This window comes from Arthrobacter stackebrandtii (assembly GCF_017876675.1).
Lineage (GTDB): Bacteria > Actinomycetota > Actinomycetes > Actinomycetales > Micrococcaceae > Specibacter > Specibacter stackebrandtii.
Genome location: NZ_JAGIOI010000001.1, coordinates 1,560,521 through 1,575,670 on the forward strand (window position 1 = coordinate 1,560,521; position 15,150 = coordinate 1,575,670).

Here is a 15,150-nt window from a genome sequence, read left to right on the forward strand (position 1 = left end):
ATGACAGTTTTGGTTTTCCTGGACCCCGTCCACCCCGCAGGCCGCCTGGCCGACGCCTCGATCCCCACCATTTTGGCCACGGATCAGGGCCTCACGCGGGGTGACGGGGTTTTTGAATCCCTCCTCGCAGTAAATGGTGTGCCCCGCAAGATGCAGGCACACCTGGACCGCCTCGCCGTATCCGCACGCACCATGGACCTGTCCATCCCCGGCGCGGGTGAGTGGCAGGCGGCCATTGCGACGGCGCTCACGGCCTACGCCGCAGCCTCCCCTGACGGCGGGCAGTGCGTGGTCAAGCTCATTTCCACGCGCGGGCCCGAGGGCGCCGACTCGCCCACCTCATGGGTCACCGTGGCGCCCGTGTCCCCGTCCGCGGCAGCCCAGCGCGAGAAGGGCCTGGCCGTGGTCCTGCTGGAGCGCGGCTACGACAGTGACATTGCCGCACGGGCACCCTGGCTGCTCATGGGTGCCAAGACCCTGTCCTACGCGGTCAACATGGCGGCGCTGCGCCACGCCCACAGCGTAGGCGCCGATGACGTCATCTTCACCAGCAACGACGAACTTGTGCTGGAGGGTCCCACCTCATCGGTCCTCCTGGCACACATCTCGGATGATTCCGGCATCCCGGTCAAGCGCCTCATCACCCCGCACCTGGACACCGGGATCCTGCCGGGCACCACCCAGGGCGCCTTGTTCGCTGCGGCCAGGGAGGCCGGCTGGGAGCTGGGCTACGGCCCCGTCACACCCGCCGACCTGTTGGATGCCGACGCGGTGTGGCTGATCTCCAGCCTGCGCCTGCTGGCACCGGTCAACTCGATCGACGGACAGGAAATCGGCAACGCTGCCACCCGTGCCGCGCTCACAGCCGAGCTGTCGGCGCTGCTGGCCGCAACGGAATAGCCCGCCCCGCGTACAGCTAGGCGTAGGACCTGTCGCGGCTGGTGTGCCGCGCGCCGAGCTTGTTGCCCAGCCACATGGCCAGCGCCGTCGTGGCCACGAACACCACCGCAATGATGAGGCAGGTCAGCAGGACCGCAGCGTATCCGCCGTCGGCCGGGTTCAGGAAAGGGTAGGCGTACCAGCCGGTGGCCGCGCCCCGGACCAGCGAGTACGCGAGGTAGGCCAGCGGGAACAGCACGGCCACGCCGATGCGCTTGAGCGGGATGGGGTGGCGGGGCGGGAAGATGAGCCAGTCTGCCACGATGGCGACTGGCATGACATAGTGCAGCCACGTGTTGATCCAGGGCAGGAGCGAGCCGAGGTCGACATCCCGCAACAGGGCGCTGAACACAATGCCCACCAGTGCCATGCACACCACCGAGATGCAGCGCAGCAACGCCCAGGCCGGGCCAAGGTCCTTCCCGCGCCAGGCCAGCACCGATTCAACCACCAGCACCGCGGCGGCAAAAATGTTGGACAGGTTGGTGAAATAGCTGAAGAAGTTCAGCACGCTGAAGCCGTGGCTGATGTGGATGCCCAGCTGAATTCCGACGGCGGCGAGGGTCGTGGCGCCAAAGGCGAAGCGGACGGCGGCAAACATGCGCGTGGTGGTCATGGATTCATGATGCCAGTGCCGGGGCCCGCGCGTCTGCTGATTTCCGTCATGTTGCGCCATACTCGCCCTGCGGTGGCGGTCCGGGAGCATGCGTGTGTTATTTTCAAAGGGAGTAATGAGTGCCAGCGCCAAGCCCTGACTTGCTGGACGGCAACCCTCTGTTCCGGCGGGGTGCCTCAGGTGAATACTCGGCAAACCCAGTGATCCATGGCTGGCAATTTGCAAGCGTGAACCATCCCGCGGCGTCTTTGGCCCAACCCCAGGCACCGCCCCCAGCTCCCGCTTGCTGCGTCGGCTACTTGCAATGAGGAGTACCCATGTCCGCGCACGAATCCCCCCTGGCCTACCGGCTCATCACCGGCCCCGACGACCGCGTCTTTTGTGAGCGGGTTTCGGAAGCCCTCGCGGAAGGGTATGTGCTCCATGGCGGACCGGCCGTGACCTTTGACGGCACCTCCGTGGTGGCCGCCCAGGCCGTGATCCTGCCCGCCGCCGTGGCCGTCAGCGACGCCGCTGTCGCCACCGCGGTTGACGATCTGGACGCCGAACTTGAGTTCGACGGCGAGGGCATCGCATGAGCTACGCAGGTGACGTGAGCCCGGAATCGGCGTGGGAGCGCGTGGCGGCGGGCGCCGTCCTGGTGGACGTGCGCACCGAGGGTGAATGGCAGCACATCGGCGTGCCGGACATTTCGGCGCTGAACGCCAAGCCCGCCTTCATCCAGTGGAACCTGGGCAGCGGCCACAACAACCCGGACTTCCTGCGCGAGCTGGCCGAGGTGGTCCAGCCGGGAACCGAGCTGGTGGTGCTGTGCCGTTCCGGCGCCCGCTCCATCGCCGCCGCCGAGGCGGCAACCGCCGCCGGCTACACGGCGTGGAACATCCTCGAGGGGTTTGAAGGCGAGCCCGACCGCTACGGCGAACGCGTGGTCAACGGCTGGAAGAACCGCAAGCTGCCCTGGCACTAGCCTGCCGCGGCCTGCCAGCCAGCCGCAGGCGGCCACCACCGGCAGGCACACCAAACCCAACCGGCCCCGGGGTGCGCCAAGCGCATGGCGCAAGGGCCGCCGTCGTACTTCACCAGCACCACAAGCGAAAGCCAAGGAACCACCATTGAGCAACTTTAATGAGCACGCAGCCACATGGGCAGAGGACACCCAAGCCGTCCGCGGCGGCCTTGACCGCAGCAACTTCCAGGAAACGTCCGAGGCCCTGTTCCTGAACTCCGGGTTTGTGTACGAGTCCGCGGAGGCCGCCGAGCAGGCGTTCACGGGCGAGGTGGACCGGTTCGTGTACTCACGCTACGGCAACCCGTCGGTGGCCACGTTCCAGGAACGGCTGCGGCTGTTGGAGGGCAAGGAGGCATGCTTTGCGACGGCGTCCGGCATGTCGGCCGTGTTCACCGCCCTGGGCGCGCTGCTCGCTGCCGGGGACCGGGTGGTGGCGTCGCGCTCGCTCTTCGGCTCCTGCTTTGTGATCCTGAACGAACTGCTCCCGCGCTGGGGCGTGGAGACCGTGTTTGTGGACGGGCCGGACTTGGAGCAGTGGCGCGAGGCGCTCTCGGTGCCGACCACGGCCGTGTTCTTTGAGTCCCCGTCGAACCCGATGCAGGAGATCATCGACGTCCAGGCCGTGTGCGACCTCGCCCATGCGGCGGGCGCGCAGGTGGTGGCCGACAACGTGTTCGCGACCCCGCTGCTGCAGCGCTGCGGCGACTTCGGCGCGGACATCATCGTGTATTCGGGCACCAAGCACATTGACGGCCAGGGCCGCGTGCTGGGCGGAGCCATCCTGGGCACGAAGGAGTTCATCGACGGGCCCGTGAAGAACCTCATGCGCCACACCGGGCCGGCGCTGTCATCGTTCAATGCCTGGGTGCTGACGAAGGGCCTGGAGACCATGAACCTGCGCGTGACGCACTCGTGCAACAACGCGCTGGCGCTCGGCGAATTCCTCGAGGCGCAGCCGCAGGTGGCCCGCGTGCTGTACCCCCACCTGCCCTCGCACCCGCAGTACGAGCTGGCCAAAAAGCAGATGAAGGCCGGCGGCACCGTGCTGACATTTGAGCTGGCCGAACCGGCCTCCGGAACGCGCAAGGACGCCGCGTTTGCCTTGCTTAACGCGCTGTCCATCATCGACATCTCCAACAACCTGGGCGATGCGAAGTCCCTGATCACGCACCCGGCCACCACCACCCACCGCGCCATGGGGCCGGAGGGCCGTGCAGCGATTGGGCTCTCCGACGGTTTCCTGCGTTTGTCCGTGGGACTCGAGGACCTGGACGACCTCAAGAAGGACCTCGCGGCGGCGCTGGCAGCAATCTAGGGGCTGAACTGTACGGGCGTCCCTCCCAAGCACGACGGCGGCCGGTGACCTTTCGCGCGAAAGGTCACCGGCCGCCGTCGTGCTCGGGGAAGAAGCCGAGCCGGATCAGTCCTGAAAGTATTCGATCTCGGCGCCCACGGTGTTGAGGCGCTCGGCCAGGTCCTCGTAGCCGCGCTCGATGACGTAGATGTTGCGCAGCTCGGAGGTGCCCTTCGCGGCGAGCATGGCCAGCAGGATGCAGGCTGCCGGGCGCAGTGCCGGCGGGCAGCCGATTTCCGCGGCGCGCCAGGCGGTGGGGCCGGTGATGTCGATGCGGTGCGGATCCAGCAGGCGGACGCCGGCGCCGAGGCGGTTCAGTTCCGTGAGGTAGATGGCACGGTTCTCGTAGACCCAGTCGTGGATCAGCGTGGTGCCCTCGGCGCAGGAGGCGATGACGGCGAAGAACGGCAGGTTGTCGATGTTCAGGCCGGGGAAAGGCATGGGGTGGATCTTGTCCGGTGCGGCCTTCAGTTCGGAGGGCAGCGTGGTGATGTCCACGAGGCGGGTCTTGCCGTTGCGTGCCACGTACTCGGCCGACTTGAGGTAGCGGAAGCCCATCTGCTCGAGCACCTTGAGCTCAATTTCCATGAACTCGATGGGTACGCGGCGCACGGTGACCTCGGACTTGGTCACGATGCCTGCCGTGATGAGCGACATGGCCTCGATGGGATCCTCGGAGGGGGCGTACTCAATGTCCACGTCGATGCGGGACTTGCCCTTGATGGTCAGCGTGGTGGAGCCCACGCCTTCCACCGTGACGCCCAGGCCCTGCAGGTAGAAGCAGAGGTCCTGGACCATGTAGTTGGGGCTGGCGTTGCGGATGACGGTGGTGCCCTCGCGGTGGGCGGCGGCCATGATGGCGTTTTCGGTGACGGTGTCCCCGCGCTCGGTGAGCACAAAGGTGCGGTCTTCGCCGTCGCTGCGAGGGGCCTGGACCAGGTAGAAGCCGTCGTGGGCGTTGACGTCCAAGCCGAACTCGCGCAGTGCCTGCATGTGCGGCTCCACGGTGCGGGTGCCAAGGTCGCAGCCGCCGGCGTAGGGGATGCGGTAGGGGTTTTCCTCGTCCAGGAGCGGGCCCAGCAGCATGATGACACTGCGGGTGCGCTTGGCGGCGGCGATGTCCATCTGCGCCAGGTCCAGCACCTCCGGGCGGCGGATCTGCAGGTCGTTGTCATCGAGCCAGGTGCATTCGACGCCAATGGACGTCAACAGCTCAACAATGCGGTTGACCTCCTCAATCCGGGCCACGCGGCGCAAGGTGGTGGTGCCGCGGTTCAGCAGGCTGGCGCACAGCAGAGCCACGCCTGCGTTCTTGCTGGTGTTCACGTCAACGCTGCCGGAAAGCTGGCGGCCGCCGTGCACGCGCAGGTGGGTGACGGCGTTTTTGGACACGGCCCCGACGCTGAAGAGATTCGCCTCGAGGAGGTCTTCCATGCGTTGGATCATCTTCAGGCTCAGATTCTGCTTGCCCTGTTCCATCCGCGCCACGGCACTCTGGCTGGTTCCGAGATGGGATGCCAGCTCGCCCTGGGTCCAGCCTTTTTCGTTCCGTGCATCCCGCACCAAAACGCCGACAGTTTCTGCAGCCACTTGAGTCATAAGTGCATTTATATCACGGTATGCATAATTCCCCGGGATCATGTGACCTTTTGGACAGTCTTTGAAGAAAATTCACGTAAATAATCGCCATGTGCGATAAATGCGCTGTCAGTTGTGCGTTAATGCCCCGCTTGTTACTCCACGGTACACCGGCGGGTCCGCCACGCCTGAAACATCCGCCGTCGCGGCGCAACATTGAGGCAGTAAGCTGGCCTAACACGATTTAGGAGGCTCCATGGCACGCAAGGCCACTTCCCAGGACGTTGCCAACCGCGCCGGCGTTTCCCGCAGCGCAGTCAGCTTCGTGCTAAACGGCAGGGCGGACGGCAATATCGCCAAGGACAAGCAGCTGCGCATTCTGGCGGCCGCCAAGGAACTGAACTACACGCCCAACGCCGTCGCGCGTTCACTACAGGCCCAGCGGACCCACACCATCGGGGTTGTCACCGACACCATCGCCGGCGGCCCGTTCGCCGGTGAGCTCCTGCAGGGTGCCAGCAGCGCCGCGTTCGATGCCGGATACCTGTTGTTGGTCATCGAGACCCAAAATCAGGAGGCCCGCGAAAACAGTGCATTCACCATGCTTCTGGACCGGCAGGTGGACGCCCTGGTGTTTGCCGCGGAGAGCATGCGTCCGCACACGCCACACCCGGCCATGCACGGAGTTCCTGCCGTTCTTGCCAACTGCTTTGACCCGGAGGGCGGGCTTCGCTCCGTCATGGCGGACGAGGTTGCGGGCGGGCGCAGCGCAACGCAAATCCTGCTCGACAGCCGCCACATCAATATTGCGTACCTCTCCGGCCCCCTCGACGCGGTCGCCGCACAGCGCCGCACCGAGGGTTTTGACACCGCCATTGCTGCCTCCGGCCGTCCCCCCATCAAGGCTGTGGAAACCGGCTGGGACATCAATGACGGTTACGCCGCCGCCATGCGCCTTTTCTCGGACGACGGCGGCCACTCGCCGAAGCACGACCGGCCCACCGGTGTTGTGTGCGCCAATGACCGGGTGGCCCTTGGCGTCATGCTCGCCTGTGCCCGGCTGGGACTGCGTGTCCCCGAGGACCTCAGCATCGTAGGCTACGACAACCACGATCCTCTCGCCAAGACCACCGTGCCGGGCCTGACCACGGTGGCGATCCCCCACCGTGAAATGGGCGAAAAGGCCGTGGAAATTCTGCTGGGCGAGCTCAGCAATGGAATCCGCAAGGAATCTTCCGGAACTGTCTTGATTCCCTGCCCCGTAGTGATGCGCGGCTCCGTGGCAGCGCCGCCGCTGCGCTAACGTCCGTGAATAACCCGCCACTGCTGCGACAGCGTTGGGGAATAACCCGCCAATGGTGCGAGAGCGTCGGGGAGGGTTGGTTGCACCGGACCAGCTGGCGGCCGGGCGAGGCTCAGGTGAACAGCGCGATGGAGTCGGCCAGGGTCTGCGCCGAGTGCTGCAGCTGTTCGGCTTCGCGGTCGTCCATGGGCGTGTCGAGCACGCGCTGCACGCCGCCGGCACCAACGATCGACGGCACGCTCAGCGCCACGCCGTCGATCCCCCGGTACCCGTGCAGCACGCTGGACACTGGCAAAACCGCACGTTCGTCTCGCAGCACGGCCTCAACGATGCGCGCCCCGGAGAGCCCGATCGCGTAGTTCGTGGCGCCCTTGCCGGCGATGACCTTGTAGGCCGCGTGGACGACGTCGTGGGTCAGGGTCTCCAGCCGCTCCCGCGGAAACAGCAGCGCGCCGGAGGAATCGGTCCATTCCGGCAGCGGCGTCTGCCCAATCGTAGCAGCCGACCACAGCGGAAATTCGGTGTCTCCGTGCTCGCCAACAATTAGCGCGTGCACACTCTGCGGCGCCACGCCGGCAGCCTCCGCCACGAGCCAGCGCAGCCGCGCCGAGTCCAGCACCGTGCCGGAGCTGAAGATCCGCCCGGGCGGCAGGTCCGTGATGCGTTCGGCCACGGCGGTGAGGACGTCGCACGGGTTTGTCACCAGGATATAGACCGCGTGCGGCGAGAGCTCGATCAGCGCCGGCAGCATCTTGGACATGATGCCTACATTGACGCCTGCCAGTTCCAGCCGAGTCTGGCCCGGCTCCTGTTTGGCGCCGGCCGTGATGACCACGACGTCGGATCCCGCCGTCAGCCCGATGTCGCTGCCTCCGGTAATGCTTGAGGAGCCAACGAACGGAGTCCCGTGCGCCAGGTCCAGCACCTCGGCCTCCGCCTTGGCGGTGGCGATGTCGTACAGCACCACCTCGCGCGCGGAACCGCGGATCAGGGCGGCGTAGGCCAGGGCAGTGCCGACGCTTCCGGCGCCGACAACGGTCAGTTTTGTGTTCCGTGGGATCGTCATGACCCCAGTATCCCTGCCGCCCGCCGCCCACGGGCCCGCCGCCGGGATTGTGTCTTGGCGTGTCGGCGGGCCCTGAAGCACGACGGCGGCAGGCACCTTCCTGCTGGAAGGTGCCTGCCGCCGCGGTGCAGGGGCAGTCCCGGCTGCGGCCTAAAGCGCCAGGGCGTGCACCGTGGCGGCGCCGCGCACCTCAAAGTGCGAGGTCGCCGTGGGGTAGGCGCGCACAGTGTGGGCAGGTGCGTCCCCGGCGAAGACCTCCAGGAGGGAGCCGTCAACGAGGATGCGCCCGGCAGGGATGGCGGCCACTGTCCGCTCACTGCCGCCGTCAACAAATACGAGTTCCACGGCCCCGGGTGCGAGGACCTCGAACGCGCGGGTGGCTTGCGGCAGGGAGAAATCGGGCGCGCCGTCGGACAGCAGGCCGGCACGCAGCGTGTCCACCTCTGCCACGGGTTCCGAGTGCAGCACACCGTCGCGGAAGGACAGGACGCGCGCGTAGCTGAGCACGCCGGCCCAGCCCGAGGCGAGGGTGTCGGCGTGGTTCCGGGATTTTTCCCAGCTCCAGCCCCACATCAGGGTGCGCGGCTCTGTTGCGGTGCCGGCCACCACCTGGGGGGCGTAGAAGTCGGGGCCGGAATCAACCAGGCCCCCGCCGGTGGGCAGGAACTTCAGTCCGGCACCGCCCTCGCTGAGCTCGCCTGTCAGGTAGCTGACACGGTCCATTGAGTGGTCGTCGCGGTTCCAGAGGGAGAGCATGAGGATCCACTGTCCGTCCACCTCGAACAGCTGCGGGCATTCCCAGATCTGCGCGGGCGCCCACTCCTGGGCAACGTCCGTGCCGCCGGTGACGAGCGGGCCAAGGTATTCCCAGTTGGTCATGGTGTGGCAGCGGTAGAGCAGGATGGCGGGGGTGCCGTCCTTGTAGCCGGCGCCCTGGATGGCGTACTGGCTGCCGTTGAAGGTGAAGAGGAAGGGGTCGCGGACGTCGCCGATGTTGGGTTCATCCGGCATGCCGGCGATGCCTTCGTCGGCCTGCTTCCAATCGATCAGTGTGCGGTCCGAGGTGGCCGTCAGTACAAGGGATTCGTGCTCGGTTTCGGCGATGCCCGTGTAGTAGGCGGTGGGCACGTCCCCGTCCATGGCAATGACTCCTGACCAGGCACCGACGGCGTCCGGGCCGCCCTTGCGCGGGAACAGTGCGGTGGGCTGCTGGGTCCAGCGGACCAGGTCGGTGGAGGTGGCGTGGCCCCAGTGGACGTTGCCGTGGATGGGCGCATCCGGGTTGTACTGGAAGAACAGGTGGTGGACGCCGTCCACGAAGATGGCGCCGTTGGGGTCGTTGATCCAGCCCTGGTCCGGGCGGCCGTGGAGGGCAGGGAACGCGGGGTCGCGGAGGGCGGGGTCGGTGGTGCTCACGGGTGGTTCTCCTTGGTGGGTGTTGTTGTCCGGCGGGTTGTCCGGCGGGAGGCAGGGCTGGTGGTTTGCATGGCTGTGGGGCCCTCCGGTGGGGCCAACCGCCAGGGGCAGGGCGGAGGCGGCTTACTTGTTAACGCCGGCGGTGAGGCCCTCGCGCAGGTAGCGCTGGCCGAACAGGAACACCACGAGGGCGGGGATCATGGACAGCACCACCCCGGCAAGGACGGTGGCAACGGAGCCGGTGCCCATGTTGCCCTGCAGCGAGACCAGGCCCAGGGGCATGGTGAAGTTTTCCTCGCTGATGGTCATGATGAGCGGCCGGAAGAATTCGTTCCAGTGGAAGTTGAAGGCGAGAATGCCCACAACAGCCAGCCCCGGCCAGGCGAGCGGCAGGTAAACGGAACGGAAGGTGCGCAAGGGGGATGCGCCGTCGATCGCGGCGGCCTCCGCCAGCTCACCCGGCAGCCCGATGAAGAATTGGCGCATCAGGAAGGTGCCGAACGCCGTCGGAATGGCCGGCAGAATCAGGGCCAGCAGCGTGTCCGAGAGGCCCATGCCGCGGATCAGCATGAAGACCGGGACGATCGTGACCTGCATGGGGACCATCATGGTGGCCAGGACCACGCTGAACAGCACACCGCGGCCCTTGAAGTCGATGCGGGCAAAAACATAGCCGGCGAGTGCCGCAGTGAACATCTGGCCCACAGCGATGATGCCGGTGACCAGCGCCGAGTTCCAGATCAGCAGCCACATGTTGACCTGCTTGAACACGTCGGCATAAGAGTTGAAACTCAGGCCGGAGAAGAAGGATCCTCCGCCTCCCAGGGATTCGGTGGGCGGGCGCATGGACGTCATGACCGTCCACACCACGGGGCCAAGAGTCAGGAATGTTGCAACGATGAGGATGGCTGCGCGGCCTGCGGTGCGCCCGGTGATGCGGACCTTCTTGCGGGGCGGCAAGGCGCCGCGGCCGGGGACGGGATTGCTTTCTTTCACGGAAATGGTGGTCATGGCACTGTCCTAGTTGTAGTGCACGAAGCGTCGTGAGAGGCGGAATTGGATGGCCGTCACCAGCATGATCAGCAGCGTCAGCACGATGCCGATGGCGAAGGCGCGGCCAAAGTCGAGCTGCTTGAAGGCTGTTTCATAGATGACCATGACGGCCGTGCGGGTGGAGTCGCCGGGGCCGCCGCGGGTGATGACGTACGGCTGGTCAAAGATTTGCAGGGCGGAGATGATCGCCATGACGCTGGCCACCAGAAGCGTGGGGCTGAGCAGGGGCAGCGTGATGTTCTTGAACTGCTTCCAGCCCGTGGCCCCGTCAATGGAGGACGCCTCGTACATTTCAGTGGGGATGGAGCTGAGCCCGCCAACGATGAGCAGGAACGTGAAGCCGAAGTTCTGCCAGACGTAGACCAGGATGATGACCACCATGGCCCCGCCCTGCGATGTCAGCCACGGCACTGCCGGGATGCCCACCAGGGCGATGACCTGATTGACCAGCCCGAAGTTCTGGTTGAACAGGTAGCTCATGATGATGGACACGCTGGAGGCCGAAAGCACCAGCGGCAGGAAGAACGTGGAGCGGAAGAAGGTGCGCAGCCAGTTGGGCATCTTGGATTGGATGAGCACGGCCAGGCCGATCGAGACGCTCAGCTGCAGGGTCACGGCCACCGCCACGAAGCCCACCGTGTTCAGGAACGCCCTGCGGATGGTGGGGTCGGCGCCGATGGAGACAAAGTTGTCCACGCCCACGAATTCCGGGGCGCTGATGATGTCCCAGCGGAAGAATGCCAGGGTCAGTGAGGCGACGATGGGCACCAGGGTGAAGATGGCGATGCCGATGATGGTGGGGGCCAGGAACAGTGCGGCGAGGCGTTTGCCTCCCTTGTCCCTGCCGGATCCCTGCCCGGTCCCGGCATTCTTGGCCGCCGGCACCTTGGCGCCGGCACGGGTTTGCTCGACTGTGGTGGACATTAGACCCTCCTCATGGCGAGCTCGAGGTCACGCTGGAGCGTGGACATGGCCGGCCGGATATTGGCGGCGGAGCCGGTCACGGCGCCGAGGACATTTTTGATCAAGGCGCTTTCGACGGCGGCCTGCTGCGGCGGTGCGGGGATGGGACCGGAACTGGGGAACTTGTCCAGGGTGTCGTAGAAGACCTGCCAGTGGGCCGGCCCCTTGCCCGAGTACAGTGCCTCATTCACCATGGAGCGGCGGGTGGGCGTGGTGTTGGGGTTGGGCATGGCCAGCTCCATGGCCTCCTTGGATGCACAGAACTTGATCCATTCCCAGGCCTCGTCCTTGCGGGTGGAGGTCTTCATGATCGCGTAGCCGGCTGCGCCAAACTGGTGCCGCTGGGTCCGCCACTTCGGGAAGAACTGCACATCGAAGTCGTTTTCGCCCATGCCGGCCTCGTGCAGGCCCTCGACCCAATAGCCGCCGGCAGGTGTGGTGCCAATGAGGCCCGAGGCGAACTGTGCCACGAGCTCGTTGCCGCCGCCCTGGGCCGGGCTGGTGCCCAGACCCTCGGCGACCAGGGTGCGCAGGAATTCGAAGCTCTCTGCCACCTTGGGGTCCTCGGCGTTGGGCTCAAGCCACTGGTAGCCGCCGGAGCGCATGCCGCGGGTGGGGTCGTTGGCATAGAAGGAGTCCCAGAACCAGCTTCCGCCGGTGCTGCGCGTCTCCTTCAGGAAGCTTGTGTCGTTGACGTACAGCCACGGCACCACACCGCCGAAGAGCCGGTTGGTCCAGTAGTACGGCACAAACTGCTTGCCGCCGGTCTTTTTCATGGCCGTGAGTGAATTGTAGAAGTCGTCGTGCGTCCAGTTGTCCGCAGGGCGGGCCAGGCCTGCCTTGGCGAAGGCACCTGTGTTCATGTACATGTTGGCGCTGTTGAAATCCAGCGGAAGCTGGAACAGGCTGCCCTGGTACATGAACGCCTCCACCAGGGAAGGGTGCACGTCGTCAAAGTAGTCCTGCACGTCCGTGCGGTCCCGCTTGACGAACGCGTCCAGCGGCTCGGCCAGGCGTTCGGCGAACAGCTGGGCGCCTTCCGTGGCCACCAGCACCACATCCGGTGAGGTTCCGGCGGCAACCATGGTGAGGATCTTCGCGAAGAAGTCGCCCCAGTCGGCGCCCTGGATGGCCTGGATCCGCACCTTGATGTTCGGATGGGCGGCAGAAAAAGCCTTGACCAGGTTGGCGCGGCTGGCAGCGTCCTGCGCATTGCCCAGGATGGCAACATTGAGCGACTCCGAACCCCGCCCTGGGATGTCTGCTCCTGTCAGCCGGGGCCAGCTTGCCCCGACTGCACCGACCGCGCCAACGCCGAGCAACCCCAGCATGGCCCGTCTTGTTACGTCACTCATGTTGCCTCCTCGCAACTTCCTAACTCGTGTTAGGAAGCATGACAGACGAACCTAACACGTGTCAAGCATGATGCAGGTCACAAAAGAAGCCCGCTGCGGCGCGGATGCGCTGCAGCGGGCTTCCCGGATGAGAATTCCCTAGCCAAACACCGGGTTCCAGGTGCCAAGCACGACGGCGGTCCCCACCGACAAGGCGGCCAGCCCCAGACCGGCGGCCGCCACCCAGACGTCCAGGCGGGTGAAGGCCGACTCTCGGGCCCATGTCCGCGGACCGGCCCCAAAGCCCTTGGCCTCCATGGTGACCGCCAGCCGGGATGCCCTTCGCACCGCCTGAACCAGCAGCGCCATGGCCTGCCCGAGTTGGGACTTCATCCCGCGGAACAGTCCGGGCTCGCCGCCCACGCCGCGGGCACGGCGGGCCATGCCGAGGGTCTGCCACTCCGCAACAAGCAGGCCCACCAGGCGCATGGCCGCGAGTGCCCCGAGCACAAAGCGGTGCGGCAGCCGCAGCTTTTGGGCCAGTGCGTCCGCCAGGTCGGTGGGGTCGGTTGAAGCCAGCACAATGATGCCCGGCAGGGCCACCGCCAGGCCGCGCAAGGCAATCGCCACACCGGCCTCCACTGAACCGGTGGTGAACGTGACCGGCCCCAGCGAAAGCAGCAGCTCTCCGGTCTTGGGAGCCAGGAGCGCCGTTCCGTACCCCCCGACAACCGCTGCGAACAGAATGGGCCAACCGCGAGTGAGCAGCATGCGCAGGCTCAGCCCGGCCAGGGGCAGCAGTGCACACTCCAGCACCAGGGCCACCGTGGCCGACACCCAGTCGACGCTGAACAGCAGCACAATGGTCAGCGCCATGCCCGCACCCAGCTTGGACAGCGGGTTGGCACGGGCCAGCAGCGCGGTGGACCTCGGGGTGGCAATGATGTCCACACTCATGAGCGCACCGCCTTGATGCGATCCGCCGGGACGTCGATACCCAACATCTCAACGGCAGCGCAGGCCGGGGTGCCCAGGTCCAGCCGGGCGCCGCCCAGGGCGGCGCTGAAGGCGGCGTCATGCGTCACGGAGACCACGGCCGTCCCGGCATCCAGCAGCTCCGTCAGCAGCGACGCCAGTTCAGCCCAGGTATTGGCGTCCTGCCCAAAGGTGGGCTCGTCCAGCACCAGCACCTGCGGGCTCGCCGCCAGCACGGTGGCCACCGACAGCCTTCGCTTCTCCCCGCCCGAAAGCGTAAACGGGTTGGCCTCGGCCAGGTGTTCCAGGCGCAGGCGTGCCAGCAGCCCGTCCACCTGTTCCTCGCCGCGCCCCAGGATCCGGGGCCCAAACAGGAGTTCGTCCCGGACGGTGCCCGCCACAAATTGGTGTTCAGGTTCCTGGAAAACGGTGCCGATCCGGCTGATGAGCTGCTTGCCGCGCCACTTCAGCGGATCTGCGCCGGCCCCGCGCGCCAGTTCCGGCAGCGCCGAGAGCCGCCCGCCGGCAGGGGCCAGCAGCCCCGCCAGGGTCAGGGCCAGGGTGGATTTCCCGGCGCCGTTGGGCCCGGTGACGCTCAGCGCCTGCCCGGCAACCACCTGAACCTGGGGCACGACGGCGGCCGGAACCACCGGGCGCCGCTTCCGTCCCCTGGTGCGGGAGACCGCGAGGGCCTGCGCTTCCAGCAGCAGGTGCGCACCGGCGTCGGGTGTGGCAGTGCGGGGGCGCACCGCCGGGACGAACCCGGGGACCCAGATGCCGGCGCCGGCCAGCAGTTCCCTGCTCTGCGCGAGGACGGTGGCGGGAGGGCCGTCGAACAGCACGCCGCCGGGTTGGCCGAGGCCGGCTGGGGCGAGCACGATGATGCGGTCCACCACGTCGAGCCAAACCGAGACGCGGTGCTCCACGACAACCAGGGTTGCCCCGGTGTCGTCGAGGCTGCGGCGGACGGCGTCGCGGACTTCCACGACGCCGGCCGGGTCAAGGTTGGCGGTGGGCTCGTCGAGCAGGAGCAGCCCGGGGCGCATGGCCAGCATGCCGGCGAGGCCCAGACGTTGCTTTTGCCCTCCGGACAGGGCGGAGCTGGGGTGATCCAGGGGCAGGGTAAGGCCCACGGATTCCAGCGCTTCAGGGACGCGGCGCCAGATTTCCTCCCGCGGGACGGCGAGGTTTTCGGCGCCAAAGGCAACGTCGTCGCCAATGCGCGAGAGGACCACCTGGGCGTCCGGGTCCTGCTGCATGAGACCGGCACGGCCGCGTGATTCGGAAACCGGCCGGCCGTCGATGAGCAGTTCACCGGTCTCGTTGGCGTCCTCGTCCTGGCCCAGAACGCCGGCCAGGGCGTGGAGCAGGGTGGACTTGCCGGCGCCGGAGGGGCCCAGAAGCAGGACCCGCTCCCCCGGTTCAATGGCCAAATCAAGGCCCTGGACGGCGTGGGCGCTGCGGCCGGAGTGCTGCCATCCCCAGCCCCTGGCCGTGATGCGGGCCGGCGCCGCACCTGCCTTGGGGAGTGGGGCGCTTGCCAC

General features: G+C 66.8%; 14 protein-coding genes and 1 riboswitch. Of the genes, 5 read left to right on the forward strand and 9 right to left on the reverse strand.

The genetic code is table 11. The features are described 5' to 3' along the window. On the forward strand, positions 1-900 hold the full coding sequence (locus tag JOF48_RS06485) for an aminodeoxychorismate lyase (protein WP_209678642.1): 900 nt from the start codon (positions 1-3) through the stop codon (positions 898-900). Positions 901-916: 16 nt separating this feature from the next. On the opposite strand, the gene JOF48_RS06490 is transcribed toward JOF48_RS06485, so the two are convergent. Beyond that, the gene (locus tag JOF48_RS06490; RefSeq protein ID WP_209678644.1) at positions 917-1,555 is read right to left on the reverse strand and encodes a Pr6Pr family membrane protein; all 639 of its coding nucleotides are present in this window, start codon (positions 1,553-1,555) and stop codon (positions 917-919) included. Positions 1,556-1,666: 111 nt separating this feature from the next. Beyond that, positions 1,667-1,789, forward strand: a riboswitch (SAM riboswitch). Between the two features lie 83 nt (positions 1,790-1,872). Here JOF48_RS06490 and JOF48_RS06495 point away from each other — a divergent pair. From JOF48_RS06495 to JOF48_RS06505, 3 genes are all read left to right on the forward strand, one after another. Then, the gene (locus tag JOF48_RS06495) at positions 1,873-2,133 is read left to right on the forward strand and encodes a DUF1737 domain-containing protein (RefSeq protein WP_209678645.1); all 261 of its coding nucleotides are present in this window, start codon (positions 1,873-1,875) and stop codon (positions 2,131-2,133) included. Continuing rightward, complete coding sequence (locus JOF48_RS06500) at positions 2,130-2,522, forward strand: rhodanese-like domain-containing protein (RefSeq protein WP_209678647.1); 393 nt, start codon at positions 2,130-2,132, stop codon at positions 2,520-2,522. The genes JOF48_RS06495 and JOF48_RS06500 overlap by 4 nt, the downstream gene beginning before the upstream one ends. Before the next feature lie 145 nt (positions 2,523-2,667). Then, complete coding sequence (locus JOF48_RS06505) at positions 2,668-3,879, forward strand: O-succinylhomoserine sulfhydrylase (RefSeq protein ID WP_209678648.1); 1,212 nt, start codon at positions 2,668-2,670, stop codon at positions 3,877-3,879. Between the two features lie 105 nt (positions 3,880-3,984). Here JOF48_RS06505 and JOF48_RS06510 read toward each other — a convergent pair whose 3' ends face one another. Further along, positions 3,985-5,517, reverse strand: coding sequence for a UDP-N-acetylglucosamine 1-carboxyvinyltransferase (locus JOF48_RS06510; RefSeq protein WP_209678649.1), 1,533 nt, complete (start codon positions 5,515-5,517; stop codon positions 3,985-3,987). Between the two features lie 235 nt (positions 5,518-5,752). Here JOF48_RS06510 and JOF48_RS06515 point away from each other — a divergent pair, with 235 nt between their 5' ends. Next, positions 5,753-6,799: a LacI family DNA-binding transcriptional regulator gene (locus tag JOF48_RS06515; RefSeq protein ID WP_209678650.1), complete on the forward strand. Its 1,047-nt coding sequence runs from the start codon at positions 5,753-5,755 to the stop codon at positions 6,797-6,799. A 112-nt stretch (positions 6,800-6,911) separates the two neighbouring features. Here the strand turns inward: JOF48_RS06515 and JOF48_RS06520 are convergent, their stop codons facing one another. The 7 genes from JOF48_RS06520 to JOF48_RS06550 all read right to left on the reverse strand — a co-directional run bounded on the left by JOF48_RS06520 (position 6,912) and on the right by JOF48_RS06550 (position 15,150). Continuing rightward, positions 6,912-7,865, reverse strand: coding sequence for an L-lactate dehydrogenase (locus tag JOF48_RS06520; RefSeq protein WP_209678651.1), 954 nt, complete (start codon positions 7,863-7,865; stop codon positions 6,912-6,914). 150 nt (positions 7,866-8,015) lie between these two features. Continuing rightward, positions 8,016-9,281 (reverse strand): glycoside hydrolase family 32 protein, encoded by a 1,266-nt coding sequence (locus JOF48_RS06525; RefSeq protein ID WP_209678652.1) that lies wholly within the window; start codon positions 9,279-9,281, stop codon positions 8,016-8,018. A 123-nt stretch (positions 9,282-9,404) separates the two neighbouring features. Further along, positions 9,405-10,292, reverse strand: coding sequence for a carbohydrate ABC transporter permease (locus JOF48_RS06530; protein ID WP_209678653.1), 888 nt, complete (start codon positions 10,290-10,292; stop codon positions 9,405-9,407). Between the two features lie 9 nt (positions 10,293-10,301). Then, positions 10,302-11,258 (reverse strand): carbohydrate ABC transporter permease, encoded by a 957-nt coding sequence (locus tag JOF48_RS06535; protein ID WP_209678656.1) that lies wholly within the window; start codon positions 11,256-11,258, stop codon positions 10,302-10,304. Then, on the reverse strand, positions 11,258-12,652 hold the full coding sequence (locus JOF48_RS06540; protein ID WP_209678660.1) for an extracellular solute-binding protein: 1,395 nt from the start codon (positions 12,650-12,652) through the stop codon (positions 11,258-11,260). The genes JOF48_RS06535 and JOF48_RS06540 overlap by 1 nt, the downstream gene beginning before the upstream one ends. A 138-nt stretch (positions 12,653-12,790) precedes the next feature. Continuing rightward, positions 12,791-13,588: an energy-coupling factor transporter transmembrane component T family protein gene (locus JOF48_RS06545; protein WP_209678663.1), complete on the reverse strand. Its 798-nt coding sequence runs from the start codon at positions 13,586-13,588 to the stop codon at positions 12,791-12,793. Continuing rightward, positions 13,585-15,150 carry an ABC transporter ATP-binding protein gene (locus tag JOF48_RS06550; RefSeq protein ID WP_209678666.1) on the reverse strand — a complete coding sequence of 522 codons (1,566 nt, stop codon included), beginning with the start codon at positions 15,148-15,150 and terminating at the stop codon, positions 13,585-13,587. The genes JOF48_RS06545 and JOF48_RS06550 overlap by 4 nt, the downstream gene beginning before the upstream one ends.

Coding starts and splice junctions, on each gene's coding strand:
- JOF48_RS06485 (WP_209678642.1), top strand. CDS start 1: ATGACAGTTTTGGTTTTCCTGGACCCCGTCCACCCCGCAGGCCGCCTG.
- JOF48_RS06490 (WP_209678644.1), bottom strand. CDS start 1,555: ATGACCACCACGCGCATGTTTGCCGCCGTCCGCTTCGCCTTTGGCGCC.
- JOF48_RS06495 (WP_209678645.1), top strand. CDS start 1,873: ATGTCCGCGCACGAATCCCCCCTGGCCTACCGGCTCATCACCGGCCCC.
- JOF48_RS06500 (WP_209678647.1), top strand. CDS start 2,130: ATGAGCTACGCAGGTGACGTGAGCCCGGAATCGGCGTGGGAGCGCGTG.
- JOF48_RS06510 (WP_209678649.1), bottom strand. CDS start 5,517: ATGACTCAAGTGGCTGCAGAAACTGTCGGCGTTTTGGTGCGGGATGCA.
- JOF48_RS06515 (WP_209678650.1), top strand. CDS start 5,753: ATGGCACGCAAGGCCACTTCCCAGGACGTTGCCAACCGCGCCGGCGTT.
- JOF48_RS06520 (WP_209678651.1), bottom strand. CDS start 7,865: ATGACGATCCCACGGAACACAAAACTGACCGTTGTCGGCGCCGGAAGC.
- JOF48_RS06530 (WP_209678653.1), bottom strand. CDS start 10,292: ATGACCACCATTTCCGTGAAAGAAAGCAATCCCGTCCCCGGCCGCGGC.
- JOF48_RS06535 (WP_209678656.1), bottom strand. CDS start 11,258: ATGTCCACCACAGTCGAGCAAACCCGTGCCGGCGCCAAGGTGCCGGCG.
- JOF48_RS06540 (WP_209678660.1), bottom strand. CDS start 12,652: ATGAGTGACGTAACAAGACGGGCCATGCTGGGGTTGCTCGGCGTTGGC.
- JOF48_RS06545 (WP_209678663.1), bottom strand. CDS start 13,588: ATGAGTGTGGACATCATTGCCACCCCGAGGTCCACCGCGCTGCTGGCC.